Origin of the sequence: Enterococcus sp. B2E4 (assembly GCF_030499455.1) — a bacterium.
GTDB lineage: Bacteria > Bacillota > Bacilli > Lactobacillales > Enterococcaceae > Enterococcus_D > Enterococcus_D casseliflavus.
The window spans coordinates 1-26,020 of record NZ_JAUKPK010000022.1 but is presented as its reverse complement, the minus strand read 5'-3'; the positions used below and the strand labels follow the sequence as shown (position 1 = coordinate 26,020).

31 protein-coding genes and 1 pseudogene are annotated in these 26,020 nt (G+C 41.7%); 7 read left to right on the top strand and 25 right to left on the bottom strand.

Translation table 11 applies throughout. The annotated features are described in order from the left end of the window. Window positions 1–19: 19 nt before the first annotated feature. The 3 genes from Q1X33_RS14575 to Q1X33_RS14565 all read right to left on the bottom strand — a co-directional run bounded on the left by Q1X33_RS14575 (window position 20) and on the right by Q1X33_RS14565 (window position 3,870). On the bottom strand, window positions 20–925 hold the full coding sequence (locus Q1X33_RS14575) for a C40 family peptidase (RefSeq protein WP_005229093.1): 906 nt from the start codon (window positions 923–925) through the stop codon (window positions 20–22). A 21-nt stretch (window positions 926–946) separates the two neighbouring features. After that, window positions 947–2,020, bottom strand: a complete 1,074-nt coding sequence (locus Q1X33_RS14570) for a dipeptide epimerase (protein ID WP_005229091.1) — start codon at window positions 2,018–2,020, stop codon at window positions 947–949. Window positions 2,021–2,208: 188 nt separating this feature from the next. Then, window positions 2,209–3,870 (bottom strand): peptide ABC transporter substrate-binding protein, encoded by a 1,662-nt coding sequence (locus tag Q1X33_RS14565; RefSeq protein ID WP_005229089.1) that lies wholly within the window; start codon window positions 3,868–3,870, stop codon window positions 2,209–2,211. Window positions 3,871–4,578: 708 nt separating this feature from the next. Between Q1X33_RS14565 and Q1X33_RS14560 the strand changes: the two genes are divergently transcribed. Beyond that, window positions 4,579–4,914: an antibiotic biosynthesis monooxygenase gene (locus Q1X33_RS14560; protein ID WP_005229087.1), complete on the top strand. Its 336-nt coding sequence runs from the start codon at window positions 4,579–4,581 to the stop codon at window positions 4,912–4,914. Between the two features lie 74 nt (window positions 4,915–4,988). Here the strand turns inward: Q1X33_RS14560 and Q1X33_RS14555 are convergent, their stop codons facing one another. The 16 genes from Q1X33_RS14555 to rpsP form a co-directional block, all read right to left on the bottom strand. Beyond that, on the bottom strand, window positions 4,989–5,762 hold the full coding sequence (locus Q1X33_RS14555) for a hypothetical protein (protein WP_005229085.1): 774 nt from the start codon (window positions 5,760–5,762) through the stop codon (window positions 4,989–4,991). Between the two features lie 158 nt (window positions 5,763–5,920). After that, window positions 5,921–6,148, bottom strand: a complete 228-nt coding sequence (locus Q1X33_RS14550; RefSeq protein WP_005229082.1) for a hypothetical protein — start codon at window positions 6,146–6,148, stop codon at window positions 5,921–5,923. Window positions 6,149–6,326: 178 nt separating this feature from the next. Continuing rightward, window positions 6,327–6,788, bottom strand: a complete 462-nt coding sequence (locus Q1X33_RS14545; protein ID WP_015510123.1) for a GAF domain-containing protein — start codon at window positions 6,786–6,788, stop codon at window positions 6,327–6,329. A gap of 179 nt (window positions 6,789–6,967) precedes the next feature. Next, window positions 6,968–7,615: an NAD(P)H-binding protein gene (locus Q1X33_RS14540; protein WP_005229078.1), complete on the bottom strand. Its 648-nt coding sequence runs from the start codon at window positions 7,613–7,615 to the stop codon at window positions 6,968–6,970. A gap of 138 nt (window positions 7,616–7,753) precedes the next feature. After that, entirely contained in the window at window positions 7,754–8,179 is a 426-nt protein-coding gene (locus tag Q1X33_RS14535; protein ID WP_005229076.1) for an Rrf2 family transcriptional regulator, read from the bottom strand. Window positions 8,180–8,371: 192 nt separating this feature from the next. Continuing rightward, window positions 8,372–8,776 (bottom strand): VOC family protein, encoded by a 405-nt coding sequence (locus tag Q1X33_RS14530; protein WP_005229066.1) that lies wholly within the window; start codon window positions 8,774–8,776, stop codon window positions 8,372–8,374. A 261-nt stretch (window positions 8,777–9,037) separates the two neighbouring features. Continuing rightward, window positions 9,038–9,757, bottom strand: a complete 720-nt coding sequence (locus Q1X33_RS14525) for a DNA-binding response regulator (RefSeq protein WP_171805173.1) — start codon at window positions 9,755–9,757, stop codon at window positions 9,038–9,040. A 100-nt stretch (window positions 9,758–9,857) separates the two neighbouring features. Further along, on the bottom strand, window positions 9,858–10,871 hold the full coding sequence (gene adhP, locus Q1X33_RS14520) for an alcohol dehydrogenase AdhP (RefSeq protein WP_005229064.1): 1,014 nt from the start codon (window positions 10,869–10,871) through the stop codon (window positions 9,858–9,860). 333 nt (window positions 10,872–11,204) lie between these two features. Then, window positions 11,205–11,984 (bottom strand): aminoglycoside phosphotransferase family protein, encoded by a 780-nt coding sequence (locus tag Q1X33_RS14515; protein WP_005229063.1) that lies wholly within the window; start codon window positions 11,982–11,984, stop codon window positions 11,205–11,207. 127 nt (window positions 11,985–12,111) lie between these two features. Continuing rightward, window positions 12,112–12,459: a 50S ribosomal protein L19 gene (gene rplS / locus Q1X33_RS14510; RefSeq protein WP_002357176.1), complete on the bottom strand. Its 348-nt coding sequence runs from the start codon at window positions 12,457–12,459 to the stop codon at window positions 12,112–12,114. 167 nt (window positions 12,460–12,626) lie between these two features. Next, the gene (gene trmD, locus Q1X33_RS14505; RefSeq protein WP_005231877.1) at window positions 12,627–13,373 is read right to left on the bottom strand and encodes a tRNA (guanosine(37)-N1)-methyltransferase TrmD; all 747 of its coding nucleotides are present in this window, start codon (window positions 13,371–13,373) and stop codon (window positions 12,627–12,629) included. Continuing rightward, window positions 13,363–13,887, bottom strand: a complete 525-nt coding sequence (gene rimM / locus Q1X33_RS14500; protein WP_005228921.1) for a ribosome maturation factor RimM — start codon at window positions 13,885–13,887, stop codon at window positions 13,363–13,365. Before rimM ends, trmD begins: the two co-directional genes overlap by 11 nt. 155 nt (window positions 13,888–14,042) lie before the next feature. Beyond that, window positions 14,043–14,867, bottom strand: a complete 825-nt coding sequence (locus tag Q1X33_RS14495; protein WP_005228920.1) for a hypothetical protein — start codon at window positions 14,865–14,867, stop codon at window positions 14,043–14,045. An 86-nt stretch (window positions 14,868–14,953) separates the two neighbouring features. Further along, on the bottom strand, window positions 14,954–15,211 hold the full coding sequence (locus tag Q1X33_RS14490) for a hypothetical protein (RefSeq protein WP_005228919.1): 258 nt from the start codon (window positions 15,209–15,211) through the stop codon (window positions 14,954–14,956). A 114-nt stretch (window positions 15,212–15,325) separates the two neighbouring features. Next, a complete protein-coding gene (locus Q1X33_RS14485; RefSeq protein ID WP_005228918.1) occupies window positions 15,326–15,571 on the bottom strand; it encodes a KH domain-containing protein in 246 nt (81 codons plus the stop codon). 11 nt (window positions 15,572–15,582) lie between these two features. Further along, window positions 15,583–15,858, bottom strand: coding sequence for a 30S ribosomal protein S16 (rpsP, locus tag Q1X33_RS14480; protein ID WP_005228917.1), 276 nt, complete (start codon window positions 15,856–15,858; stop codon window positions 15,583–15,585). 254 nt (window positions 15,859–16,112) lie between these two features. Between rpsP and Q1X33_RS14475 the strand changes: the two genes are divergently transcribed. Continuing rightward, window positions 16,113–16,664, top strand: coding sequence for an NADPH-dependent FMN reductase (locus tag Q1X33_RS14475; RefSeq protein WP_005228916.1), 552 nt, complete (start codon window positions 16,113–16,115; stop codon window positions 16,662–16,664). A gap of 84 nt (window positions 16,665–16,748) precedes the next feature. On the opposite strand, the gene Q1X33_RS14470 is transcribed toward Q1X33_RS14475, so the two are convergent. Then, a complete protein-coding gene (locus Q1X33_RS14470; protein WP_005228914.1) occupies window positions 16,749–17,282 on the bottom strand; it encodes a dihydrofolate reductase family protein in 534 nt (177 codons plus the stop codon). Between the two features lie 13 nt (window positions 17,283–17,295). Continuing rightward, window positions 17,296–17,865, bottom strand: a complete 570-nt coding sequence (locus tag Q1X33_RS14465) for a DNA-3-methyladenine glycosylase I (RefSeq protein WP_034869182.1) — start codon at window positions 17,863–17,865, stop codon at window positions 17,296–17,298. 100 nt (window positions 17,866–17,965) lie between these two features. Between Q1X33_RS14465 and Q1X33_RS14460 the strand changes: the two genes are divergently transcribed. The 3 genes and pseudogenes from Q1X33_RS14460 (at window position 17,966) to Q1X33_RS14450 (ending at window position 20,404) form a co-directional block, all read left to right on the top strand. Beyond that, window positions 17,966–18,352, top strand: coding sequence for a GntR family transcriptional regulator (locus tag Q1X33_RS14460; RefSeq protein WP_005228910.1), 387 nt, complete (start codon window positions 17,966–17,968; stop codon window positions 18,350–18,352). Then, window positions 18,349–19,231, top strand: a pseudogene (locus Q1X33_RS14455) (ATP-binding cassette domain-containing protein). The gene Q1X33_RS14460 and the pseudogene Q1X33_RS14455 overlap by 4 nt, the downstream one beginning before the upstream one ends. Window positions 19,232–19,243: 12 nt before the next feature. Further along, window positions 19,244–20,404 carry a hypothetical protein gene (locus Q1X33_RS14450; RefSeq protein WP_005228907.1) on the top strand — a complete coding sequence of 387 codons (1,161 nt, stop codon included), beginning with the start codon at window positions 19,244–19,246 and terminating at the stop codon, window positions 20,402–20,404. Between the two features lie 46 nt (window positions 20,405–20,450). On the opposite strand, the gene Q1X33_RS14445 is transcribed toward Q1X33_RS14450, so the two are convergent. The 4 genes from Q1X33_RS14445 to Q1X33_RS14430 all read right to left on the bottom strand — a co-directional run bounded on the left by Q1X33_RS14445 (window position 20,451) and on the right by Q1X33_RS14430 (window position 23,280). Then, on the bottom strand, window positions 20,451–20,651 hold the full coding sequence (locus tag Q1X33_RS14445) for a CsbD family protein (RefSeq protein WP_005228904.1): 201 nt from the start codon (window positions 20,649–20,651) through the stop codon (window positions 20,451–20,453). 394 nt (window positions 20,652–21,045) lie between these two features. Next, on the bottom strand, window positions 21,046–22,464 hold the full coding sequence (gene ffh, locus Q1X33_RS14440; protein WP_005228902.1) for a signal recognition particle protein: 1,419 nt from the start codon (window positions 22,462–22,464) through the stop codon (window positions 21,046–21,048). A gap of 14 nt (window positions 22,465–22,478) precedes the next feature. Beyond that, entirely contained in the window at window positions 22,479–22,817 is a 339-nt protein-coding gene (locus tag Q1X33_RS14435) for a putative DNA-binding protein (RefSeq protein WP_005228897.1), read from the bottom strand. Continuing rightward, window positions 22,807–23,280, bottom strand: coding sequence for a DUF523 domain-containing protein (locus Q1X33_RS14430; RefSeq protein ID WP_005228896.1), 474 nt, complete (start codon window positions 23,278–23,280; stop codon window positions 22,807–22,809). The genes Q1X33_RS14435 and Q1X33_RS14430 overlap by 11 nt, the downstream gene beginning before the upstream one ends. A 150-nt stretch (window positions 23,281–23,430) precedes the next feature. Here Q1X33_RS14430 and Q1X33_RS14425 point away from each other — a divergent pair, with 150 nt between their 5' ends. Together Q1X33_RS14425 and pnpS are read left to right on the top strand one after the other, a co-directional pair. Next, a complete protein-coding gene (locus tag Q1X33_RS14425) occupies window positions 23,431–24,138 on the top strand; it encodes a response regulator transcription factor (RefSeq protein WP_005228895.1) in 708 nt (235 codons plus the stop codon). Further along, complete coding sequence (gene pnpS / locus Q1X33_RS14420) at window positions 24,135–25,871, top strand: two-component system histidine kinase PnpS (RefSeq protein ID WP_005228894.1); 1,737 nt, start codon at window positions 24,135–24,137, stop codon at window positions 25,869–25,871. The genes Q1X33_RS14425 and pnpS overlap by 4 nt, the downstream gene beginning before the upstream one ends. Window positions 25,872–26,020 lie beyond the last annotated feature (149 nt).

The window sequence follows — 26,020 nt, the reverse complement described above, 5'->3', positions numbered from 1 at the left end:
ATGAAAAGAATGTTCATGATCATTCCTGTGATGCATTCGGCTGGTTTTGCCAATAACGCGCCACAACTGCGAGTTCTGGTTCATAATTAGAGCCAGTGATTTTGGTTTTCATGACCCGTGACCCAGGTGTTCTTGAATGAATCATTTCGTCATCCCCCAAATATAGACCGACATGATGGACTTCGCCTTTTCCTTCTTCATAAGCAAACAACAGCAGATCCCCTGGTTGTGCCTGACTGTAAGGTACGATGTTTGCTTGTTGTGCTTGCTCGATCGTATCTCGGGGGATTAAAATACCATGAAGTCGATGCAGCGAATACATGAATCCAGAACAATCAAAGCCACTGCCGCTAATGCCTGCCCAGACATAGGGCTGGTTTATAAATTGTTCTGCCAAGGCTATTATTTTTTCTGGGAGCTTTGCCCATGTGTCCGATAGGACGTGAGCAAAAGCTTTAGCGATCGTTGCTGGTCCATTAGGCGTAGCCACTTGATAGGAATCTGCGGTTTCCCCAACAAGTGGTAAAACTGTTCCAAAAGAAACAAGTCGTGTGGTCGAGTCAAAAACAAGCACGGCTTCTTTTGCAATCACCCCAATCCTTCTTTTAGCTGTTGCATAATCTGGTGGCAATGGCTTCAATACCTCGTTCGGCAGATAACCGGGATACCCGAGTGGGTGTTTATTGCTTTTTTGATCCAAGACGATCACATGGGACCAACCATCCGTTTGGGTGATGACTTCTACTATCGTCCCATATAATACTTCGGAGTCCACTAAGCTTTCCTGATAAAGCCGCATCGTATCTTCATCAGTCAAAAAAGTGTGTAGCGCTTCTAAAGGAAATGCTTTGATTTTTGCTAGTACTTTGTTTTCTTTGGGTTCCTTCCATAAGAAGGAAGAGCCAGCCTGAACAATTTGTTTCATCTTTGCTCCTCTCATAACTATCTATTCGTTGATTCCTAGACCGATGCGTTCGGTGACGCTCAAGCTTCCTGGACGCTGAAGAATCCCTTGCATTTCAGGGGAAGTCGTTTGGGTCTCCCACATAAAAGGAACGTCCAGATCATAAAATTGGACGTCGGCCATCCCCAAGGCAAAATGGGCGGCTGCCGCCATTCCCCCATACCCTTCAATCATCGAACCGACCATCACTGGCATTTGATGCTCTTTTGCCAAGTGATAAATTTTTTGTCCCTCTTTGATCCCGCCGCTTTTCATCAATTTAATGTTCAAATAATTGCAGCAGTTTTCAGCAATCAAATGCTTGGCATCCTCATAGGAAAAAAGACTTTCATCGGCCATGATCGGAATCGTCGTACGAGCAGTCACGTAGCTGAGTCCAGCAAAATCATGGGCTTTTACTGGCTGTTCAACAAACTCGATCGGAATGTCTTGCCATTGGTCTAAAATCTGCACCGCTTCTTCTTTGGTCCAGCCTTGATTCGCATCAATTCGAAAGGGAATCTTTCCTGCCAAGCGTTCATTAATGCGGCGAATTTTCGCAACTTCCTCTTCGATCGTTCCTGCCCCTAGTTTGATTTTCAAGGAGCGAAATCCCGCCTGGACTTTCGCTTGGGCATCATGCAGCATCTGCTCCTGTGAACCAACACTGATCGTATAGTCGGTTGTCAGTGTATTGGCAGAACCACCTAAATAGCGGTAAAGAGGCAAGTTGGCCGCTTTTGCCAGTGCATCATGCAACGCGATATCAATCGCCGCTTTAGGGCTCGTATGATGCTGGATCAACGCATGAAGCTCATCCATTACTAGCAATTGGGCATCTACCTTTCTGCCTAACAGGAACGGGGCAAAGACCGTTTCGATATCTTTTAAAATACTTTCTTTTGTATCACCGGTGATCACTTCGGTAGGGGCTGCTTCTCCGATGCCAACGATCCCATTATCAAAAAAAAGCAGCACTCGAATCACTTCGACGGCGTGCACTTCTCTGAGCGCCGTTTTAAAGGGTGCATTCAGCTGGATCGGAATTCGTTTGGTTTCAACTGCTGTGATTTTCATTGGTGTTCCTCCCAAAAAGAAAAGCAGTTCTTATCTAGCTAAAATGAATACGTCATTGTTCGCTGCTAGAAAAAGAACTGCTTTATTCCTTGTTATCAAGTTGCTAAACATTCTAGTAACGTTTTTCTCGTCTGCTGCCCTCTTTGGCGAAGTCAGACAATGAATAGACAAAAGGAGCTTTTTTCTCCTTAATCTTCGACAAAGACATTTTTATAATCATAGGCCGCGCCAACACTATGAACGATGAGGCCTTTGATTTTTGGCGACCGTAGATGTGCTTCAGCACTTTGGAAGAGTGGAATAACGCCTAAGTCGTCGTTTAAGATTTTTTCTGCTGCTACCATATTTTCCCAACGGGCTTCTGGATCGTTAGCATTTTCATTGGAGGCTTGTTCGATCAATTGATTGTAGTCATCATTTAGCCATTTTCCACGATTATAGGAACTGTCTTTTTTGAACAATTCCAAAAAGTTGATTGGATCTGCATAATCCCCGATCCAGTTATTCATGACCATCTCAAAATCGCCGCTATTTGAACGATCCAAGCGCACAGAAAATGGAACGTTTGTGACTTCGACAGTCAGCCCATCCAGTGTTTGCTGCAAGGTACCTTGAATGTATTCTGCCATTTTTTTCGATTGATCGGTATCTGATGTCAACAGTTCAAAAGACAATGTATCGATACCCAGTTCAGCTTTTGCCTTTTCCCAATATTCTTGAGCTTTTTCTTCGTCAAAGGCTAACGTGGTTGCCGCATCCTCGACAAAATCAGCCTTTGTCTCTGGATTAAACGCTAGGTCAGAAGGAACAAAACCGACCGCCGGTAAGGAGCCGTTGCCTAAAATATTGTCAACGATTTGTTGTCGATTCATACTATACGAAATGGCTTGGCGCAGATTTGCATTTCGAAAAGGCGAATCTTCTGGTGCTTGATTCATTTCTAAATACTGAGTGGTTGCACTAGGCTGAACAATGTAATCAGGATGATTCACATTCTGCATCGCCAATTCACCGCTTAAAATAATGTCATCGGCTTGTCCGCTTTCGTACAAGTTATAAGCGGTCGATGAGTCTTTCACGACATCAAAGTTAATTGTTTCAAGTTTGACCGAATCGGCATCCCAATAATCGGGATTTTTCGCCAATGTCCATTGGATGTCGGTGCCTGGTCCAGCATAATTGGTCAATAGGAATGGTCCATTGTACGCCGCGTTTTCACTGGTTAAGGCATATTGGTCACCGAACTCTTCCACGACACGCTCGTTTTGCGGGAAGAAAGTTGGAAAAGCCAGTAAAGATAAAAAGTAAGGCGTCGGTTTTTCTAACGTGATTTTCAATTCATGATCATTGACTGCTTCGATCCCTAACTCGCTTTTATCTAGCGTCCCATCTGAAATAGCGGCAGCGTTTTTAACGGGTGCCAGCATATAAGCATAATTGGAAGCAGTGGCTGGATCAACGGTTCGCTGCCAGCTAAAAACATAATCAGCTGCAGTAACTGGATCGCCATTGGACCATTTTGCCTCTTCCCGCAGTGAAATGGTGTAAGAAAGCCCATCTTCACTAACTTCAGCGTCTTCGCTTGCACCAGCGATCACAGGAACATTGTTTTCATCTAAGCGATAAAGACCTTCATAGGCGTTGTTTAACGTGATAAAGCTGTAAGAGTCGGTTGCTAAAGAAATATCTGCACTGCCCATCTCTGCCGAAAATTGCACATTGATCACTTGCTCTGCAGAAGAAGCTGCTGATGAATCCGTCTCGTTATCTTGATTGCCATTTTGACAAGCTGCTAAAAATAAGCTGCCTAGTAACACAAGCGATACTGCATATTTGCTACGTTTCCCCATTTCTACTCATCCCCTTCTAACATTCAGATAATTCAAAAAATTCTGTTTGTTGTACCGAGTTTACCGCATGTTTATGCAGCCTGTCAATTTAACACGACCAAAAAATGTAAGAGGTTACATGGTTGTGTCAGAAACGCTCTTCTGAATGTAAAAAGTAGAAAAGAGCGACTTTATGCTGAATATCGTTGAAAGGAGTCATGCCAAGAAAGCATACAAAAAAGTCCTGATCTTCTAGGGATCAGAACTTATGATACTTTCTTATACATCATTTCGCAGGTAAAATGGATAAAAAAACTTTCTTACTTTTCCTTTCCTTTCACACAAAAAAAGAAGACATAAATTTCGTCTTCATAGCGCTTTCTCAGAACCTTCCCACTTTTTTGCCTTTCAACTCAAGGAATAAAAGAAATCTCCTCAGAAAGTAAAAAAAACGTATCTATTTTAAAATGGGAGTGGTACACTAAACAAACGAAGAGTATTGCACGTGAGAAAAGAAAGACTTCCCCAAGTATCCATTTTCTCCAATACTCTTCGGACTCTTCAGTACGTATATTAATTATACGTACTTTTTTCATTTGTTCAAGGCTTTTGAAAGATTTAATCAAAAAGTGAAAATCGATAAAAACGTACAAATCCCTTACGCTAATTGACAATGATTCTCAATTAGCGCTATACTAAATGAAATCACTCGCAGCAAGGAGGAATTTCATGTATATCCGTACCGTCGCATTTGAAGTCATTCCAGAAGGCAAAGACATCTTTCTAGCTAAAATGAAAAAAGATACCGCCTCAATGAAAACATTTGCTGGCTGTCACTCTGCTGAAGCTTGGTTTTCAGAATCAAAAGACCGCCTCGTTTTCCAGTTGGTGTCAAAATGGACTGAGAAAAAAGCATTTCAAGCTTGGTTAAAACGCCCCGAACATCTGCAAAAGCACCGAGAGGCGTATCGAGCTGAAAAGGAAGGAACTGCAAAACCGAGCCTTGTTTTGTCCAAAACAGGTCAAGAATTTGTCTTGATCGATGAAGAGCCTACTCCTAGTTAAACGATACGAGCGATCCACCAAAGCTGATTCCGTTCGCTTTGGTGGATCGCTTTCTTGTTCAGTATCTCTCTTTTCTATTCCACCGTTCGCTCGTTCAAGGTTCTTCCTTGCTGATCTTTTAATTGAAGCCAGCCATTGGTCCCCCCATAGTAAAGAAACATGCCGACCTCATTGACACTTTTTAATACGACGTCTTCAATCGTTCGTCCCTCTTTGATCGCTGATTGCTTCTCTTGCCGTATCTTTTCTGCTAATCGAGCTGAAAAGCCCACCGAGCCGTCTTTGTTCAAAGGAACCTCTTGACGCAAGGTAGCGCCTTTTTCAATTCGAACCTCGTTGCGTTTCTGCCAATAAACCGTTGCTGTACTTCCTTGATAATCCACCATAAAGGGTTCATCTTGTAATTCTTTTGACCATTTATGACGAGGCTTGCCCCCTTTTTTCACCGCTTTCGTTTCCTTTTTGCTGATGGATACATAACCCAGAAAATCGATCAAGCAATCAAATGGTTCCGCACAAACAGCGACCCCTTGTTGCAGTTCCTGTGGAATCACGATAGGTGCGTTGGAAGCATTGGACAAATGATATTTCTCTTGATAATAGGCTGCTAAGTATGGCGCCATGATCTCCCAAGGTGGTGTAAGGATCATTAAGCGATCATATTCTTGCTTGTCATCAAATGTTTTCTCATCTGCTACTGATAGTAATTGGCCTTCTTTTATGGCTAAGAGGACGGTATTGTCTTTTGTTTCAATAAGTTTTCCTTTAACAATTTGCAGTTGCCCTGCTTCCTTCGGCAATTCAAAAAGCATCTGTTTGTCATCAATGACCGTTTTTTCTAATTCCATTTCGCTCCCTGCTTTCTGCTAGTTTCTCGCCCATTATAGCATGTATTTTTCTACGCAGCGGTGTCCAAGAATCAAAAAAAGAGGCTGCTTCCAAGAAACAGCCCCTTTGTTAAGGAAATTGGTTTACGTGCATGGCTTCGTTTGATTGGGATTAACCCTTAGCTAGAAAAGCATTCAACCAATGCTGGTTGATAGATCTCGTTGTATTTTGCCACAACTCGTCCACAACGTTCTTCAAGCTCGTCATGATCAGTCTCTTCATAACGGATCACATGCAAAACGGCACAACGTTCCATTTTTCTGACCACTTCTCCGATAACGCGGCTTTCTAAGCCGACTGGTTTACATTCATATGCTTTACCTAATACAATTGTTTCTGCTTCCATAATGCGCTCCTTACTACTCGTTTCTCTAATTGTATTATCATCTTATCATCTAATTCTAATAAAATAAAGCGATATGCATGTCTATTTAAAACAAAAATGAAAAAAGTGCCCATTATTCAATGAACACTTGCTTTGTAAACGTTATATTGTTTTTTGCTAATTATTAAGAAATGACGATTTATTTACGACTCGCTACTAGGATCGCCGCAAATTCTTCAAGATATTTCTGATCGATCTCATCATAGCTGTTCGTTTTGCCACTATCGATATCCAAAACACCAATCAATTGATCATCAGCTATCATAGGAACAACGATTTCAGACATAGCTGCCGAGTCACAAGAGATATAGTTCTCATGTTCTTTGACATTCGGGACGATCAATGTCGTTTGTTTTGCCGCTGACTCTCCACAAACTCCTTTGCCCATAGTGATTCTAGTGCAAGATACTCTTCCTTGGAACGGGCCTAAGATCAGTTCGCCTTCTTCAAACAAATAGTAGCCGGCAAACACCGTATCTTCCAATGTTTCATTTAATAAAGCAGAAGAGTTTGCTAGATTAGCGATCCAATTACTCTCTGCTTCTAGTAATCCTTTTAATTGCAGAAGCATCAATTCATACGCTTCGATTTTTTTATTCATTTTCTCACCTCTGTCCTTGATTATAAGCAAAGACAGAGGATTTGTCTTGTCTAAATTACTGAGTATGGGAAACAATAGTGTGAAAAAAGAACTGTTGCCTAAAATAGCCTATCCATCCACTCGTACCAATAGTCAACGCTACTCATGGCATTTCCTTCTCAGTCGTCTTTGAAAACTTACTAGGCATCAATCACAGTAAAGCGGGTGTTTTCATGTTGTACTGTTTCGATCTCATCGATAATTGCCTTAGCTAACGTACCGCTAGATGTCACCGATTGCTTTTGTTCGTTGAATAGTAAGTGATCTTTCCCTAAAATCGCTGGTTTAGCTGGTCCTTCTTGAAAGACATTCCCAGGAGAAATCCCCACCCAAGGGACATTTTTGACTGTTTCTAAAAAGAGATATTCGTCTAGCTGATTTTCTGGAATCGCAATCCAACTTTCGCTTCCTGGTGCTTTTTTCAACTCAGAGAGATTACGTTCCCCCGCTTCATTGAATAAACTGCCGGCTCCTAAGATGAAGAACAAACGAGTGTTTTTTTCTCGAAACAGGTGCACTAATTTTGCTGCCAGATCCACATGCAAGTAAGCTTTGTCAGGACTTGTCGCAAACGCGTCAACAAGCACATCAAAGTCACTGAGCTCTTCTTCTGTGAGAGAAAAAGCATCCTTTGTAAGTGTTTTGACCGTCTCACCAAGTTGTTCTTTGGCCTTCGCTTCATTTCTCACGATAGCAGTCACTTCGTGTCCTCTCTGTACTGCTTCTTGATAAATTGCTGAACCTGCATTCCCTGTTGCGCCAATAATACCGATTTTCATAATGATCATCCTTCCTACTTTTGTTTTTTTTCAAAATCAGTTGTTACTAATTAAGTTACAACTAGAGTATAAAAGAAACTTTCTTCCCTGTCAAGAATTTGCCTAGCAGGTGAAAGTTCTTTTTTTACAGCCTTCCATGTGACACTTTTAATGATTGGCTTCTACTTGAATGCCGTCAATGATGGATTGTAGCGAGATAGCGCTCATCTCTTGCTCAATTTTCTTTTGCAGCACATCGTAAGTTTCCTCTAATACCGTTTGGATATTCCCCCCAATCAAGCAATTGGGATTGGTCTTTTTGTCCGCATGCAAAAGATGCTGATCTTTTTCAACACTCGCATAGATGTCCAACAAAGAAATCTCATATGGTTCCTTCGTTAGTTTAGGGTTTGGTTTTCCTCTTTGACTTTCGATCAATCCTGCAATACGCAAATCACTCATAATCCGGCGAACATAGGCAGGATTCGTTTCAACACTCTGGGCGATCCGATCACTTGATAGATCAGTTCCTTTAAAGAGGTGGATGTAAGCGAGGATGTGAATGGCGTCGCTGTATTTCGTTGAATATTTCACTTCGTCTCCACTCCTTTTTCTTGTATCATACCTCTTTTTTCAGATTTAGACAAAGGGTACTGACCAATCTTACAAAACTCGAGGATCCCATCAAGAAAAAGCAGCCCTCAAAAAGTTAGCACAAAAGCCTAACTTCTTGAGGGAACTGCCTACTGAACCATTTTTTTCCTTTTTATTTAAACGAGCACTTTGCTAATAGCCCTTCATCCAAGCAGACTCAATCTGATTGCCGTCAGGATCAACGATTTCATAGCCGACCATCATGTCCTCTGGAATCCCCATATCAACTTGGAACGACTGTCCACCATTTTCTTCAGCGATTTTTGCAAAATTCTTTGCTTCTTCTGGTGTGTCAAAACTAAACGCGATCAATGCGCCACTCGTCTTCTTTGTATCTGCAATACTTCTACCATTTAGAAATTGTTGGTAAAACGCATGTTCTAACAGCATTAACCAAATCGATTCACTCCAAACCATTCCACTGCTGGTCTCGTTTGAGAACTCTTCATTTTTTACAAACCCCAACGCTTCATAAAAGGATGTTGCACGTTTGATATCAGTGACAGGCAAGTTAATAAACACCATTTTGTTCGCCATTTTCTTGCTCCCTTTCTTTGGTAAGCTGCACTGCTGAATCCGTTCTCATTATAGCACCTATCGGTACATTCACAAAAACATCAGTCTTTGTCATCTACTGCTAGTCTGAATAACCTGATCCAAAAAATTTTTTCAAGTAAAAAAGGCCTTGCACGCATAGGCCTTTTAGCTTTTCTCATCTATGAAAAAGTAACTTGATAAGCATTAGCAAAGAATCATGTTTTCGCTAATACAATCAGCCCAAACTACTTTATTTAATACTCAAAGCTCAAGTCTTGAGTCGATCACGGTTACTTTCCCACGATAAATTTTTCGATACTCTTTGGGCGTATAAGAAGTTGCTTTTTTAAATTTCTTACTAAAATAATTTGGATCATTGAATCCTACTCTAACAGAAATTTCACTGATTGATCGATCACTTGTTGAGAGTTCTTTTTTGGCAACTTCAATACGATAAATCATCAAGTACAATGAAAAGGTCATTCCTAATGTATTCTTGATCAAACGGCTGGTGTGATACCGACTTAAATGCAGGTGATCTGCTAAAGTGTCTAACGTAATATGTTCTCTATAATTTTCATGAATATAGCGCAATATCTTATGTCTTAAAGAAAGCGAAGGAGAAGCTTCATTGTTTTTCTCGACGTGCAGCAAGGAAATCTGATTGATGGATTGAATCCCTCGGTCCAATGCATAAACAAAATCATTGGTGATCGGTTCGACCAAATAATCGATCAAGTCGTAACGCAACGCTTTTTGAGCGATAGCAAAACTTTCTACTGCAGAATACAAAATTGCTTTTGCATTCGGATAAAAAGAAAGCAACTCTTTGTATAATTCAAAACAGTCCTCTTCGCCATCCGCATTGATCACTGCAATCTCAACCATCTGCTCAAGACAGGTACGCTGAAGTGCTTTTTTCGAATCAACCATTGGAAGCAAGATGACATTTGGGAAATGACGATCAATCAAACGAACCATCTCGCTAACTGCTCTTCGCTCTTCGCTGTCAATGATCAATAAATTACACACGAAATTTTCTCCTTCGCTAAAAATTCATAGTCGGTTTCTCTATTTTCGTTTATTTTTCTTGAAAATCAATGACCATCCGTCCTTTGATTTTTCCTGAAAGCATTTCATCAAAAATATCGTTGATCTCTTCTAACTGACGCATGACTACTTTAGGAACGACTTTCCCTTCCGCTGCAAATTGGAAAGCTTCTGCTAAATCAGTTCGTGTTCCAACAAGGGAACCGACAATCTTAATCCCATCCAATACAAGTCGAGGAATGTTCAAGTCCATGCTTTCTGGTGGGAGACCGACCGCTACAATCGTACCGCCCGCACGAACAGCATCAACAGCAGAATTGAAGGCTGCTTTTGAAACAGCTGTTACTACAGCTGCATGTGCGCCGCCGGTTGCTTCTTGAATGATTTTTGCCGCATCTTCTTTCGCAGGATTGATTACAAGATCAGCGCCATGATCTTTTGCGAAGTCCAACTGTTTGTCGTTGATATCGATTCCAATCACTTTTGCATTAAAGACATTTTTTGCATATTGTAAAGCTAGGTTTCCTAATCCCCCTAAACCATAGATGGCGATCCATTGACCTGGTTTAATGTCAGAAACTTTTACCGCTTTATATGTGGTTACACCTGCACAAGTAATGCTGCTGGCTTCAGCAGAACCTAAGTCCTCTGGAACTTTCACTGCATAGTCAGCTACAACGATACATTCTTCAGCCATACCACCATCTACAGAATAGCCGGCATTTCTAACCGAACGGCATAATGATTCATTCCCGTTCACACAGTATTCGCATGACCCACAGCTTTCATACAACCAAGCGACACTTGCACGGTCACCGATTGCTAGAGAAGTAACATCATCACCGATTGCAACCACTTTACCGATTCCCTCGTGTCCGAGTACGATCCCAGATGCATCTCCAAAGTCGCCATCTTTTACATGCAAGTCAGTATGGCAGACACCGCAACACTCCATTTTCAATAATGCTTCATTCGGACGAAGCGCTCTTAATTCTTTTTCCTCGATTTTTACAACCTTATCTTTAGATACTACAGCTGCTTTCACAAAGACACCTCTTTCAATTCGATTAAATAAAGAACTTCCTTTTATTTGTGAAGTAATTAACTAACGCATAGAGGTCAGCAATAGCTAGATAAAAGAAAGTTCTCTATCGAGAAGATTACCATAGAAATCATCAAAAAAAGGGGAATTTATTGCTTTTTTTCTGTAATCATTTATGAGAAAACAATAATGAAATCATTCAAAATTTTTTCTTTATTTCCAGATTACATAAAATTAAAAATTAAAAAGATAGAGATAATTCATCTCTATAAATAACAATCGTTTCAATAAAAAACACCAAGACGATCTAATAGAAGACTGTAGGATGATTTGTACTCACTGTTCTTCTATTTTTATCCCTTCGATGACTTGCGATTTATTTTCTTTCAGGCGCTGAATGTCATATTGGTATTTAGCAAGATGTCCCTCGTCAATGTTTTTCTGAAAATTTTCATTCCCTTCTTCTCCTTTTCTACTCATAAAAGCAACTAGTGCACAAAGGCGATCGATCAAACAATCGACAATCTGTACCCTGTCATTATTGGACAGCCGATAAGTATCCACAAAAAGTTTCAATCGATGGCATTGTGTTTCACTCAGACGACTGTTCCCATCAAAATACAAGGGTACCCAGCGGTACGCAGCATAAGAAACATCCCATAACCTGCTTCCTGGCCTTACTGTGTCAAAATCAAAAAGCCCAAAAGGCTCCCCATCCACGATCGTCATATTATACGGAGCAAAATCATTGTGGCACATCACCTCTGTCGGACCAGAGTATTCCAGCATCCACTGTTCCTCACCAGTTAACCTTTCCAGAAAACCAACACTTCGATCATGAAAATCTCTTAATCGTTCAGCTACCAAACAAAGAACCTCATCAGTATAAAGCTCATCCGGCAATGGCTGATCATATACCTCCCCTGGAACAAAAGAAACTAACTCATGTTCTTCCTGATCAAACCCTAATGGTTTCGGTACATAATTTATCTGCTGATCTTGCAAAAAACGTAAAAAGCGTTGAACGTCCTTCGACCATGGAACCTTTGGCCGTCTGACGAACTCCTTTTCGATGATTATTTCTTCTCGTCCAAGATTGTTACTTCTTTCATTCAATAAAACCCCTCCTATTTGTATAGTCGTTTCTTCATTTTATCACAACGAATATAAAGTTTTTTTCATCTCAGACAAAAGAAAAAAGCCCTTGAAATCAAGGGCTTTTGCTTCATCTGATAATAAATGATTAACGACGAATTTCTTTGATACGAGCTGCTTTTCCGTGTAATGCACGCAAGTAGTACAATTTTGCACGACGTACTTTACCGTAACGAACAACTTCGATTTGTGCAACACGTGGTGTGTGCAATGGGAAGGTACGTTCAACACCTACACCGTTTGATACTTTACGGACTGTATAAGTTTCGCTGATACCAGCACCGCGGCGTTTGATGACAACACCTTCAAATAACTGGATACGTTCGCGAGTTCCTTCGACAACTTTCGCGTGAACGCGAACAGTGTCCCCAGGACGGAAAGCTGGGATGTCAGTACGTAATTGTTCTTGAGTTAGTTCTTGAATCAATGGATTCATGTTTATCATTCTCCTTATTCCCAAACATTCTTAAAGCATGAAAGCTCCAGCGGAACATCGTAATAGTTGAGTTTACACTCACTGAAATATCTTACCACAGTCGACCATAGGCTGTAAAGAGAATTTTCTTGTCATGGCGCAGAATATCAAAAAAAACTGGCACTATTTTAGTTGCCAGTCTTCGCTTCGTCTTCAATTTCTTTTAAAAGCTTCTGCATTTCAGCGGTCAGCGGATAAGTTTCCAGCATATCTGGACGTCGCTGATACGTTCGGCGCAAGGATTCTTTTAATTGCCACTGCTCGATCAGTTTATGATTGCCATTCATCAAAACTTCCGGCACTTTCATGCCTTTGAACTCTGCCGGGCGTGTATATTGCGGATGCTCTAATAAACCAGTGGAATGAGAATCAGTTTGTGCGGAGATTTGATTGCCCAAAACTTCTGGTAATAGCCTGACCGTCGCATCGATCATGACCATTGCCCCCAATTCGCCGCCAGTCAAGACGTAATCCCCCAGTGACACTTCATCAGTGACCAATGAACGGATTCGTTCATCATAGCCTTCATAGTGACCGCAAATAAAAACAAGGTGCTCTTCGGTAGAGAATTCTTCCGCCATCTTTTGATCAAAGGGTTTTCCCGCTGGGTCTAATAGGATCACCCGCTTTTTCGTTTCTGGTGTTGCTTCTTCGATCGCTTTGATATTGTCATAGACAGGTTGGACTTTTAATAACATTCCTGCTCCGCCACCATAAGGATAGTCATCCACTGTTTGATGTTTGTTGTCAGAATAATCACGGAAATTAGAGACGTTGATTTCTAACAGTTCCTTTTCCCGTGCTTTGCCGATGATCGACTCTCCTAGAGGCCCTTCAAACATTCGTGGAAATAGTGTCAGCACATCAATTCTCATCGTCTAACAACCCTTCTGGGATTTCCACAGTGACCTGACCATTTTCAAGATCGATCGTGTGGACAACCGACTCGATATAAGGAATCAAGGCATCCTTCTTCCCTTTTCGCTGTACCACCCAAACATCATTGGCGCCTGGTGAAAGGATCTCTTTGACTTTACCAATGACTGTGCCATCCTCTTCGACGACTTCCAGACCAATAATTTCATGGTAGTAAAACTCATTTTCTGCTAGATCCACCAAATCATCCTTGGTAACTTTTAAAATGCCGTTACGAAACGGTTCAACGTCGTTGATGTTGGGATAGCCCTCAAACGTTAACAAATCAAAATTTTTATGTTTGCGATGACCTGAAACAATCAATGGTAATGGCTCTTTATTTTCACGAAAAAGTGTCAATTCAGCCCCTTTACGGTAGCGTTCTTCTGGAAAATCCGTTTGTGATATCACTCGTACTTCTCCACGGATCCCATGTGTATTGACGATTTTCCCTACGTTTAAATATTCTGTCACGTTCGTTCCCCATTTCTTCTAACTTCTGTTCTATTTTAGCATAGCAAAGTAGCGAATTCTAGCCGTTTCCTAGCGCCCCCTGTTTTCCTCAAAATCATCGCGCGAAAAACACCCCTTCGACGCTTGATCAAAGGGGCAATGTCCTAATCTGAAACTTATTGATTCATTGAAACGGCCATTTCCAATGCGGAACGTGCATCTTGATGTTGCACCGTTCGAAGCATCTTTTCTTGTTGCCAGACCACGGTAGTTGCTGTATGGTCATTTTTTCCCATATCGATAGTGATTTGACCGACCTCAGGTGCTGGAAGCATGGCTTCTTCTAGATACGCTACCACTTCTTTGGCAACCGGCACAGGATCTTGTTCCTCTTGGTTGACTGCTCGAACAGTCAATGACCAATTTCCTTCTTGCCAACTTAAATAACTGGAGCCAGCAGCTCCTTGCATATGCCCAGTAATGCCATATCCGAGATCAACGGCTTGTCCGCCATCATCCGCTGTTACATTGACCGCTGCAGCCGCTTCATCCGCTGATTGATACTCTTTTGATTGAAAAGCAGCAAGCGGTGTTTCCTCGTTCAAAGCCTTGTCATTGAGAGACAATTGCTGATCAAGTCCATAATAAAGAATCGAGGCATCGGATTGACTGCCAGCTGTGGCCGCATTCAACACTTTACCCGAAGCAAGCGGAACGTCCTTTGGCAAGACAAGATCAGGGAATACCGCTTGTATTTGGCTATAGATGTCTGTGGTGCTACTCGTATTTGAAGAATCCTCAGAAACCGCCTGACTAGTCGATGCAGTTGATTGACTGGTTTCTGATTGACTACTTTTTTGTGTTTGGGTACTTTCCACCATAGTCGTTGCTGTTGTTTCAGCTGTACTGGCTTGACTGGTTTCTTGGTCTTTTTGATTATTACAGCCAGCCAAGGTTCCGATCGTTAGCAGCGTAACAAATAATCCTAGTTCTTTTTTCATGATGTTCCCCTCCTTATACAAAGGATACCCCTCAATAAAAAAAATGACAAACAAGTCAGATTGTCTGTCATTTTTTTGTCGATTTTTTAAAGATTGGTGACCCAATTTTGCAGTGATTGGAAGCCGTCCTTGATCCATTGCCAAACTTGATTGGCGATCGTCGATAGGTCGCCCCAACGAAAGTTTTGTGTCCATTGGTTCAATTGGGTCATGATCTCCTCACGATAGACCCAAATTAAAAAGAGCAACAACAAGATCCCTAGCGTTCGCCAAAGAAAAGAACCGATTTTATAAATAAAGACGAGAATCAAAAGAACGACGATCCATGCGATTAGTTGAGACATACAAGCACCTCCTCATTTTTGATTATCTCAAAACCGTCCTTTTTTGTCCTCCATCTTAAGCATGAATTTTACAAAAAAAAGCATTTCTCTTTGAGAAATGCTTTACACTCTTGCTTATTTACCATCAATGATATTCAAACGAACTTTTTTCGGTCCATTTGTCCGTACACTGTAAACGATCGTTCGAATTGCTTTGGCAACCCGACCTTGTTTACCGATGATACGACCAATATCTTCTGGTGCCACAGTAAGATTATATTCCAAGAAATCATCTGACTCTACCAGCTCAAGCTTGATATCCTCAGGTTTGGTAACAAGTGGTGAAACGATCGTTAAGACTAATTCTTGCAAATCTTTCATCCAAAGTCACCTTATTTCTTAGTGAATTTTGCTTCGTGGTGTTTTTTCATAACGCCTTCTTTAGAAAGGATGTTACGAACTGTATCTGAAGGTTGCGCACCTTTAGATAACCAATCAAGAACTAGATCTTCTTTGATTGTTACTTCAGCTGGGTCTAGTAAAGGATTGTAAGTACCAACTGTTTCGATGAAACGTCCATCACGAGGAGAACGTGAATCTGCTACGACGATACGGTAAAAAGGTTTCTTTTTAGAACCCATGCGTTTTAAACGAATTTTTACTGCCATTATTTACACCTCCATTGATTTAATCACAAGAGCTAGTTTAACAGGTTTTTCTGATGGTGTAAAGAGTTTTTTCTTTACAGCTGAAAAAAGTTTTTCTTTCCTGTTTTTTCGGCATGGTTATCTTTTGCCAGAATGAATCTGGACGCGTATCATGAATACTAGAGAAACCTTTTTAAGGCCAAATCGTTTTATTTGCACCATTCACTTACTTTTGGTAAGCTGAATGAGTAGAAAACAACAAGGAGGAATTTTACATGACAAAAAAAATCGGTTTTATCGTCGGCAGCTTGCGGGAAGGTTCTTACAATAAACTCGTAGCAAAAAAATTCGCATCACTATTACCAGAAGGTTTTGAAGCATCTTTCATCGAGATCGGCAACTTGCCTTTTTACAATGAAGATTTGGAAGTTGAAGGAAAAGTTCCTGCTGAATGGACAGCATTTCGTGAAGCATTAAGCGCCGTTGATGGTGTCTTCTTCTTTACACCAGAATACAACCGCTCTGTTCCTGCAGCCTTGAAAAATGCTTTAGATGTTGGTTCTCGTCCTTACGGTGCGAGCAGTTGGGGTGGCAAACCAGCCTTAGTCGTCAGCGTTTCTCCAGGAGCGATCGCTGGATTTGGTGCGAACCATCATTTGCGTCAATCATTAGTCTTTTTGGATATGCCTACTCTGCAACAACCAGAAGCCTACATTGGCGGTATCACAAACTTGATCGATGAAAACAATGAAATCAACCCAGATACAGTAAGCTTCTTCGAAACGATCCTTGCAAAATATATTGAATTCTTTCAACGATTCAACTAATGAAGAATCCATACAAAAAGACCAAGAAACTCGGCACTGAGTTTCTTGGTCTTTTTTACTGTGAAGAATAATCGTTTGCGCTTTTTACTCGCTGCCTGACACAGACTTTCGGACAAAATGGAGTTCTGTCAGTTCCCCCATCTGTTTTGTTTCAACAAACGTCAAGCGTCTCGAGTAATCCCCCGGTTCAAACAGTCGCTTGCCTTCTCCTAAAAACACCGGCGCGATTTGAATAAACCATTCATCGATCAAATCAGCTTCCAGCAATGGTTTTAGTAAGGAACCTCCCCCTACTACCCATACGTTTTCCTCTTGTTTTAATGCTGAAACAAATGCCACTGGATCCGTTGACACTAGCGTTGCATCTGGCAACGGTTCTTTTTGTGTTCGGGAAAAAACATAGTTTGTCGTTTCGGGATACAACAGTCCACCATCCATAAGTTTTTTTGCTTCTTGATAGGTCTTTCTCCCCATCACTGTCGCATCGATGGTTGCAAAAAATGCTTCATAAGTCGTGGCGACACCGGTATCGGTTTGAAACAGCCAGTCCAGTTGATCCTTCAGACCTGCTAAATAGCCATCGAGGCTGATCGCACCATAGAATATCACTTTTCCCATTATGCTCGCTCCTTTATTCTTTGTTTGCTGCTGATGTTCGACAAACACAAGTGACTAAATGGTCGTTGACCATGCCGACAGCTTCCATAAAGGCGTAAATAATGGTCGTTCCGACAAATTTAAACCCTCGCTTTTTCAAATCTTTCGCTAGCTGATCAGAGATTTCCGAATGGGTCGGTACATCGGATTGCTGCTCAAATTCATTAATGATCGGCTGATGATCGACATATCGCCACAAGAATGCGGAGAAACTACCATATTCTTGCTGGATTTTTAAAACTTCTTGGGCATTGCTGATCGCCGCTTCAATCTTTCGCCGATTGCGGATGATTCCTGGATTCATCATCAGTTCTTCCACTTTTTCTTCCGTATAGTTCGCTACTTTGGTGATTTCAAACTGATCATACGCCGCATCAAAATTCGCCATTTTATTTAAAATCGTTTGCCAGCTCAACCCTGCTTGATTCATATCTAACACCAATTTTCGAAACAACTGCTGATCCTCATACTCAGGTTTCCCCCAGATTGTATCATGATACTCCTGCATCGCTGGTGTACTGTTGGCCCACTCACATCGTTCCATTGTCCTCATCAGCTCCTTTTTGTTTATTTTATCATAAAAGACTTTACTTCCACTAGTGTACTACGTATACTAGTACACATAAATGAAAGGAGCTGATTTTGTGGTTCGCATTAACAAAGCCAGCAGCAAACCTTACTATGAGCAATTGGTTTTAAGTATCAAAGAAGATATTCTGAACGGTGTTCTAACCGCTGGAGACCAAGTGCCTTCGGTTCGTGAAATGGCCAAGCACCTGTTGATGAATCCAAATACCGTCAGCAAAGCCTACAAAGTATTGGAAAATGAGCAAGTGCTTGTCACCATCAAAGGAAAAGGCACCTTTGTGAAAGTTACTGAGGATCTGCCACGCGATGAGATTCGGATCTTACAAGTGAAAGAACGTTTGAAAGAATTGGTGATCGAAGCACGCCATCTACAGATCAGCATGCGTGAGCTGAGCGATTGGATGAATGGCTTTGAACAAGAGTTAGGAGGCGATCCGCAGTGAAGATCGAACATGTGACCAAGAAAATGGAACAAACAATTATCTTAGAAAACGTGAACTTCTCTTTGGAAAAAGGAGAACTCGTAGGATTGATCGGCCGCAATGGTTCTGGGAAAACCACGTTGTTTCGGACGGTCGCTGGACATTATTTACTAGATGATGGCGAGATTTCAATCGATAACCAACGCCTGGATCAGCACCCGGAATTAAAAGAACAGCTTTTTTATATCGATGAAAAAGAAAACTTTCTGGCTGCCTACTCGTTAAAAAAAAATCAATCAATTTTATCGGCTTGCTTATCCGAATTTTGATCAAAATCTTTATTTAGAATTGATGCAAAGCCATGGTCTGCCGCTAACGCTTTCTTACCGGCGAATGTCAAAAGGAATGCAAGGTCTTTATAAGATGATTCTAGCGATCGCTTCAAATGCGACGTTCTTACTGTTAGACGAACCTTTTGATGGGCTTGATGTGATCGTCCGTAAAAAAGTGATCGGACTATTGCTGGAAAGCCTCAGTGAGTCGAATCGTACCGCATTGATCGCTTCCCATAATCTAAATGAATTAGAGCATATTATTGATCGTGCCTTGTTGATCAAAGGGAAAACGATTGAAGGAAACTACCGTTTGGAAACGATTCGCGAACAATCTCGCAAACTTCAACTCGTCTTTCGCAGCAAGCAGATTCCTCCCCTTATCAAGCAGCGCTCCAAGCTGATTCAAAAACAAGGTCGAGTCTTGACCGCTTTGTTTGACAATTACACAAAAGAGCTGGCGGCTGAGATCCAGCAGCTTGACCCTTTGGTTTTCGAAGAATTGCCCTTGACCTTGGAAGATCTGTTTGAAGCAAATTTACGACAAGAGGCATTAGTGGAAGGATAGAGGTGGAAAACGATGTTAAGCAATATATTTAAAGAACGCTACGGCAAGCTGCTGATCGGCTTTTGTTTTGTCTTACTCTTAATGTATCTTGGTGATGGCTGGCAATCACAAAAAGCCTGGCATCAGCAAGAACACTATTTGACATCTGAAGAATTTATCAAAGATTTCAACGAAAATCGAGAGTACTATATCAAAAGCTACAAGGGTGAAACCCCGGTTTACTTTGATTCGGCAACAGAGTACCGCGATGCGGTATTGACGATCAGCAATGAGTCCCCTGATGAGATTTATTACAATCACCCTTATATGACCACCATGAATCAATTTGTGATTGTCTTCCTGTTTATTTGGGGCTTCTTGTCCTTTTTTGTCGATGGCCGCACCAATTTCAATCGCTTTTTATTTGCTTTACCCTTTAGCAGAAAGCACGTCTTTCACAAGAAACTGCTTTTTATCGGCTTACCCTTGACCGCTTGTTTAGTGTTGGGTCTGTTAGGTCATATCCTGATCGAATACACGATGATCCCAGCTCGCTATCTCGCTGTGCCGCTTCAAGACGTGCTGCTTTCTGCCCTTAGTACCTTGGCAACGAATCTGCTAGTATTTGCTGCAGGTCTCTTGTTAGGCGTTTTGCTGGGGAATCTGTTTACTGGCGTGCTCTCGGTCTTCTTCACTATTTCGCTAGGATCAATGGGGTATAGCTTTTTCCAATGTACCCGCGAGTTTTTTAGTTTTGTGTTTCTTGGTCATGGGGATTTTCTGATTCCTTTTCAAACCTGGATCGATTGGCCGCAAGGATATGTCTACCCTTGGTGGCTGCTGCTCCTTTACCTCGGCTTGAGCGGCTTACTGATTCTTGCTGCCGAAAAAGTGTTCTCGAAAATCTCTTTAGAAAATGACGGTGATTATATAACGATCCCTAAATTGCGCGCACCAGTTTATTGGCTGCTTTCTTTGGGAACCTGGTTCTATTTATCCATGATTTCTTATTACCCACTAGAAATTTTTTACCGTAATCTTTATGAGGGGTATGATGTCAGTCTTTGGAACATCGCCCTTCGGCTCGGTTTATTACTGGTTGCCTGCTTATTCATCAGTTTGCTGCTTGTCTATCCTAAAGCGCTGATGAATTGGTGGTACAAACGAAAAAACAAACAAATCAGTGGAATATAAAAAAGCATCCCTGCAACAAGAACATGTTGCAGGGATGCTTTTAAGTTTAATGTCTAGGTTTGTCGTCGTCTTTTTTGTCAAAGAAGTCATTTACTTTACGAGAAACATCATCCGCAAAATCTTCAACCTTATCTTTGGCTTTCCCATATTTATTTTGGGTTTTGCCTTTTAATTCTTCGGAGTCATCTCCTGTAAGTTTCCCTTTTGTTTCGGTTACTTTTCCTTCAATGCGATCTTTGTTTGTCATCGTAAAAAACTCCTTTCATACTTGCTATAAATTAATAGTAGCACCATTTAACAGAAAGCACGAATGTTCTGCTTCTATCCTATTCTTAGAGTTGTCCGCAACGATAGTTGATCGCTATTTTTGACTCTTGGACGATTTGAGATATTCGGTAGAAAGCTGGCTTTCTCTATAAAAAAAGGATGTTCTTTAGATGTTCTATTTGATGTTCTTTGAAGGAGTTCATTTAAAGAGGACGCTGTGAGCATAAAAAACCATGACCTGAAGAAGGCAATCTGAGGCGCTGCAGTTGCTAGAATTAGCAGGTACAGCTTCTCGATTTGGTGCCTTTTCAGATCATGTTTTTTAATTACACGAAGATAAGGTTCAGTTCTCAGTTCCTATCAGTGTTAAACGATTATTTGCGTTTTTTCTTTTTCTTCTTTTGTTTCTTGACCATGCGGTTCATGGCCATTTTTCCAAGTTTCCCTTTGACCCCGCCGCCAAACATTTGATCCATGCCAGGAATATTCATATTCCCTTTACTCATTTGCTGCATCATTTTGCGAGATTCTTTGAATTGTTTGATCATACGGTTGACTTCGACGACACTGTTTCCAGAACCAGCAGCAATACGGCGGCGACGGCTTGGATTCAACAAATCAGGATTTTCCCGTTCAGCTGGTGTCATAGAATAAACCATGGCTTTTTGTCGAGCAATTTGTTTCGGATCAACTTTGACATTTTCGATACCAGGCATTTGACTCATTCCCGGAATCATTTTTAAGAGATCTTCAATTGGGCCCATGCCCATAACTTGATCGATCTGTTCGACAAAGTCATTGAAGTCGAAGGAGTTTTCCTTCATTTTTTGAGCAAGTTCTTCTGCTTTTTTCTCGTCGTAATCTTGCTGTGCTTTTTCGATCAAAGTCAGCATATCACCCATACCGAGAATCCGACTAGACATCCGATCTGGATGGAATACTTCAAGGTCGGTCAATTTTTCACCGGTACCAGTGAACTTGATTGGAGCGCCCGTAACTTGACGAATCGACAATGCCGCCCCGCCACGAGTATCGCCATCTAGCTTGGTGATGACTACCCCTGTGATCCCCAGTTGTTGATTGAAGCTTTCCGCCACGTTGACAGCATCTTGTCCTGTCATCGCATCTACTACCAGTAAAATTTCATTTGGCTGTGCCAAGTCCTTGATTTGTTTTAGCTCTTCCATCAAGTTTTCGTCGATATGCAAACGACCCGCCGTATCGATCAAAACGTAGTCATTTTTCTTTTCCCGAGCCAAAGCCAATCCTTGGCGGACGATTTCAACTGGGCTGACATCAGTTCCCATATCAAAAACAGGTACATCCAATTGCTGCCCTAATACTTTCAACTGGTCGATCGCAGCTGGACGGTACACGTCACCAGCGATCATTAATGGACGTGCGTTTTCGGTTTTGATCAAATGGTTGGCTAATTTCCCAGCAAAGGTGGTTTTCCCTGCCCCTTGCAAACCAGCCATCATGATGATCGTTGGGATCTTCGGTGATTTTTCGATCCCAACTGTTTCTGATCCTAATGTTTTGGTTAATTCTTCATCAACGATCTTAACGATTTGTTGCGCTGGAGATAGGCTTTCTAATACTTCTACCCCCACTGCCCGTTCACGGACATTTTTGGTAAACTCTTTTACAACTTGCAGATTGACGTCGGCTTCTAATAAAGCTAGACGAATCTCACGCATCATTTCTTTTACATCTGCTTCAGATACTTTTCCTTTTCTGCGCAGTTTGCTCATTGCCTGCTGGAGGCGTTCAGTTAAACTTTCAAATGCCATTTTTTTTCATTCCTTTATTCTTCAATTTCTTGGAGCTGTTGAATAAACCCCTGTAAGGTTTCGTCTTTTGGATAGTGGGTTTTCGTATACTCGCTTAGCTGATCCAGCAAGTCTTCCCGCATGATATAATCCGAAAACATATGTAGTTTTTTTTCATAGTCTTCTAAAATACGTTCGGTGCGTTTGATGTTGTCATAGACTGCTTGACGGCTAACTTGATACTCTTCAGCGATTTCTCCTAGAGAAAAATCATCTGCGTAATACAATTCCATGTAATTCATCTGTTTTTCCGTCAATAACGTGGAATAAAACTCAAACAACGCATTCATGCGATTGGTCTTTTCAATTTCCATTTGCTTCCTCCTGTTTTGCAAGCCATTCGACATCGGACAAAACAGTCATGCCTTGTTGTCGAAAATAGGCACAAGCGACACCGACCCCTGTTTTTTTGATTCCAGAAAAATTGCCATCATAAATCGTCTGACTGCCACAAGAGGGACTTTTCTCTTTTAAGATCAGTTGGGTGATGCCTTGCTCTTGTAATTTTTGATAAGCAATTTTCGCGCCTTTAGTAAATTGTTCCGTCACGTCTTCTCCTGAAATGGTGACGACCTTCGCTCGTTGCGCCCAAACATCCACCCCATCGCCACCGACGATTTCGGCCGGTTCACGTGGAATCGGCAAGCCGCCAAGAACTTCTGGACAGACCATCATGGCTTGACCCGCACGAACAAGTTCGATCAATTGTGGTACTGATTGATGTTTTCCATCGTAGCGGCAAAGGGCACCGCCTAGACACGCACTGATTCCAATCATTTAGCACCCTCAGCTTTCCTATGAAATCGTCCTTTATTATAGCATTTATTTAGTGGTTGCAATAGTACCAATTGTCTATTCATGCTAAAATAGGACTTGTTCGTTGAAATTTAATCGTTTCTTGAAAAAAAGAAACGAAAGGAGTCTATCATGAAAAAAATACTCGTTGTCGATGATGAACCTTCAATCGTCACACTTTTAACCTTTAATTTAGAAAAAGAGGGCTACCAAGTCGTTTCCGCCTCAGATGGTCAAAAAGCCTTCGACTTGGCGTTGTCAAAACCTTTTGACTTTATCATCTTGGATGTCATGCTGCCGAATTTGGACGGCATCGAAATCACAAAGAAATTACGTCAAGAAAAAATCGAGACACCGATCCTCGTCTTGACCGCAAAAGATGATCCGATCGACCGGATCTTGGGCTTAGAGATCGGGGCTGACGACTACTTGACGAAACCCTTCAGCCCTCGAGAAGTATTGGCTCGAATGAAGGCCATCTTCCGTCGCTTAGAACCTCGTCAACAAGCACGAGAAGAAGATCAACCTGCAGAAATCTTGCAAATTGGCGGAATCCAAGCCGATCTGACCAATTTCCAGGTCAGTGTGGATGGTGAGAAAATCTTCCTGACACCGAAAGAGTTCGAGCTGCTGGTTTACTTTATGAAACGTAAAGGCCGCGTGATCGATCGCGATACCTTACTCAATCGTATTTGGAATTTCGACTTTGATGGACAAAGTCGCATCGTGGATGTTCACATCAGTCATTTAAGAGAAAAATTGGAAGCTGATCCAAAGCGTCCAGAATACTTGGTGACCGTTCGAGGATTTGGGTATAAATTTCAGGAGCCGACCCAATGAAAAAACGCTATGGCTATGGTTTATGGTCAATCGGTCTATTGCTGATTTTTTTCCTGTGTTGGCAAGTTCTAAGCAGTTTTTACCGTCAGCAAGTCATCGCCCAGCAAGTGGATTTTCTGCAAGAGAAAGCCGCTGTGTTTTCGAATCTCTCAGATAACCAAACCGCAGCGCTCGAACAATTTGCCGATGCCTATGTTCAAGACAGCAATAGCCGCATCACTTTGTTAGATGATCAAGGCCAAATCATTTTCGATACTTATGATCATACTCTCCATGAAAATCGCTCCGATCGTCCAGAAGTTCAAGCCGTTTTGCGCGGAAGCGCCGTTGGACAATCGTTGCGGGAAAGCGACACCTTGCATGAAGAATTGCTTTACGTGGCGATTCCTGTCAAAGAAGATGGAAACTTAACTCAAATCTTGCGGATCGCAGAACCGACTGCTGCTTTTTTTGCGAAAAACCAAGGAATCAAGCAATCGATCTTGATTGTCTATCTTGTCTTTTGTTTCTTGATCAGCCTGCTGATTTTTCACACGCTGCGTCAGCGGAATCGTCCAATCCAAACGATTCTGCCCGTCGTAAAAAAAATGATCACCTCGCCCGATCAACAAGCAATCATTATGCAAGAAACCCCTGAACATGACGAGTTGTATCAACTGATCAATCAGCTGAGCGAACAAATGAGCCAGACCTATCGTGCCTATGCGGCATCTGAACAACAGCTGTACGGCTTGCTCAGTGAACTGATGATCGGTGTCTTTATCATTAATGAAGAAAATCAACTGCTGCTGTTGAATCCGACGATGCAAGAACAGTTGGGGATGGAAACTGCGCCAACCTTGCCGCAGCCCTTCACTGAAGTGATTCATGACACACAACTGATCCAATTGATCTATCAATTTAACGACGAGACCCCTATTTTCCATGCGGAAACCACCCTTAGCGGAGAACGTTCAAAAGTCTTGGATGTTACCTTGCGAAGCTTCCAAGAAAACCAGTTGATTGGTATTTCTTATGACTTGACGCGCATCCGACAATTAGAAAAAATGCAAAAAGATTTTGTCGGCAATGTTTCCCATGAATTAAAAACGCCGGTAACTTCCTTGATTGGGTTTACCGAAACACTGCTGGACGGCGCCAAAGAAGACCCAGAAACATTGCAGACCTTTTTAGAGATCATTCAAAAAGATGCTTATCGCTTGAAAAATCTAATACAAGATATCATCCAACTGTCTCAAGACAGTGATTCTTTCCAGTATGTCGACCAACCGATCAACTTTTCTGAGCTGCTGCAACAAGTCGTTCAAACCTATGGTCCCGCAGCTGGTAAGAAGCAATTGACCTTTCAATTTGAAGGACCCGAACCCTTCATTTTATCTACCAAAAAAGAGCTGCTGCAGCCCATCGTAAAAAATCTGGTAGAAAATGCTGTCACCTATTCAAAACCTGGTGGTGTCATCACATTATCCTATTCAGAGCAAGACGACCAGCTGTTATTTCAAGTGCAGGATCAAGGCATCGGCATCGATGAAGAAGATCAGGAACGGATTTTTGAGCGGTTTTATCGGGTGGACAAAGCCCGCGCTCGCAATTCTGGCGGCACTGGACTTGGGCTGGCTATCGTCAAAGACTATACCAAATTATTAGGCGGCAGCATCAAGGTTGACAGTTTCCCCAAAATTGGTTCTACCTTTACGGTGACTTTGCCGCTTCATGAAAAAGATGATTATTGATAAAAAACAGCCGATAACAGGTGAATAATTGTTATCGGCTGTTTTTGTAGTTGTTTTTCATTACCAAATGAAGCACCAGCTAATAGCATCTTCTTGATGCTCTAAGTAAATATCCACCCGTGAAACGGGTGGCTTTTTAACAGCCCTAG

What these genes read in the sequence shown, in the direction of transcription:
- Q1X33_RS14575 (WP_005229093.1), bottom strand. Translation starts at nt 925, where the DNA reads ATGAAACAAATTGTTCAGGCTGGCTCTTCCTTCTTATGGAAGGAACCC.
- Q1X33_RS14570 (WP_005229091.1), bottom strand. Translation starts at nt 2,020, where the DNA reads ATGAAAATCACAGCAGTTGAAACCAAACGAATTCCGATCCAGCTGAAT.
- Q1X33_RS14565 (WP_005229089.1), bottom strand. Translation starts at nt 3,870, where the DNA reads ATGGGGAAACGTAGCAAATATGCAGTATCGCTTGTGTTACTAGGCAGC.
- Q1X33_RS14560 (WP_005229087.1), top strand. Translation starts at nt 4,579, where the DNA reads ATGTATATCCGTACCGTCGCATTTGAAGTCATTCCAGAAGGCAAAGAC.
- Q1X33_RS14555 (WP_005229085.1), bottom strand. Translation starts at nt 5,762, where the DNA reads ATGGAATTAGAAAAAACGGTCATTGATGACAAACAGATGCTTTTTGAA.
- Q1X33_RS14550 (WP_005229082.1), bottom strand. Translation starts at nt 6,148, where the DNA reads ATGGAAGCAGAAACAATTGTATTAGGTAAAGCATATGAATGTAAACCA.
- Q1X33_RS14545 (WP_015510123.1), bottom strand. Translation starts at nt 6,788, where the DNA reads ATGAATAAAAAAATCGAAGCGTATGAATTGATGCTTCTGCAATTAAAA.
- Q1X33_RS14540 (WP_005229078.1), bottom strand. Translation starts at nt 7,615, where the DNA reads ATGATCATTATGAAAATCGGTATTATTGGCGCAACAGGGAATGCAGGT.
- Q1X33_RS14530 (WP_005229066.1), bottom strand. Translation starts at nt 8,776, where the DNA reads ATGGCGAACAAAATGGTGTTTATTAACTTGCCTGTCACTGATATCAAA.
- Q1X33_RS14525 (WP_171805173.1), bottom strand. Translation starts at nt 9,757, where the DNA reads ATGGTTCGTTTGATTGATCGTCATTTCCCAAATGTCATCTTGCTTCCA.
- rplS (WP_002357176.1), bottom strand. Translation starts at nt 12,459, where the DNA reads ATGAATCCATTGATTCAAGAACTAACTCAAGAACAATTACGTACTGAC.
- trmD (WP_005231877.1), bottom strand. Translation starts at nt 13,373, where the DNA reads ATGAGAATTGATGTGCTGACACTATTTCCACGAATGTTTGAAGGGCCT.
- Q1X33_RS14495 (WP_005228920.1), bottom strand. Translation starts at nt 14,867, where the DNA reads ATGAAAAAAGAACTAGGATTATTTGTTACGCTGCTAACGATCGGAACC.
- Q1X33_RS14490 (WP_005228919.1), bottom strand. Translation starts at nt 15,211, where the DNA reads ATGTCTCAACTAATCGCATGGATCGTCGTTCTTTTGATTCTCGTCTTT.
- Q1X33_RS14485 (WP_005228918.1), bottom strand. Translation starts at nt 15,571, where the DNA reads ATGAAAGATTTGCAAGAATTAGTCTTAACGATCGTTTCACCACTTGTT.
- rpsP (WP_005228917.1), bottom strand. Translation starts at nt 15,858, where the DNA reads ATGGCAGTAAAAATTCGTTTAAAACGCATGGGTTCTAAAAAGAAACCT.
- Q1X33_RS14475 (WP_005228916.1), top strand. Translation starts at nt 16,113, where the DNA reads ATGACAAAAAAAATCGGTTTTATCGTCGGCAGCTTGCGGGAAGGTTCT.
- Q1X33_RS14470 (WP_005228914.1), bottom strand. Translation starts at nt 17,282, where the DNA reads ATGGGAAAAGTGATATTCTATGGTGCGATCAGCCTCGATGGCTATTTA.
- Q1X33_RS14465 (WP_034869182.1), bottom strand. Translation starts at nt 17,865, where the DNA reads ATGGAACGATGTGAGTGGGCCAACAGTACACCAGCGATGCAGGAGTAT.
- Q1X33_RS14450 (WP_005228907.1), top strand. Translation starts at nt 19,244, where the DNA reads ATGTTAAGCAATATATTTAAAGAACGCTACGGCAAGCTGCTGATCGGC.
- Q1X33_RS14445 (WP_005228904.1), bottom strand. Translation starts at nt 20,651, where the DNA reads ATGACAAACAAAGATCGCATTGAAGGAAAAGTAACCGAAACAAAAGGG.
- ffh (WP_005228902.1), bottom strand. Translation starts at nt 22,464, where the DNA reads ATGGCATTTGAAAGTTTAACTGAACGCCTCCAGCAGGCAATGAGCAAA.
- Q1X33_RS14435 (WP_005228897.1), bottom strand. Translation starts at nt 22,817, where the DNA reads ATGGAAATTGAAAAGACCAATCGCATGAATGCGTTGTTTGAGTTTTAT.
- Q1X33_RS14430 (WP_005228896.1), bottom strand. Translation starts at nt 23,280, where the DNA reads ATGATTGGAATCAGTGCGTGTCTAGGCGGTGCCCTTTGCCGCTACGAT.
- Q1X33_RS14425 (WP_005228895.1), top strand. Translation starts at nt 23,431, where the DNA reads ATGAAAAAAATACTCGTTGTCGATGATGAACCTTCAATCGTCACACTT.
- pnpS (WP_005228894.1), top strand. Translation starts at nt 24,135, where the DNA reads ATGAAAAAACGCTATGGCTATGGTTTATGGTCAATCGGTCTATTGCTG.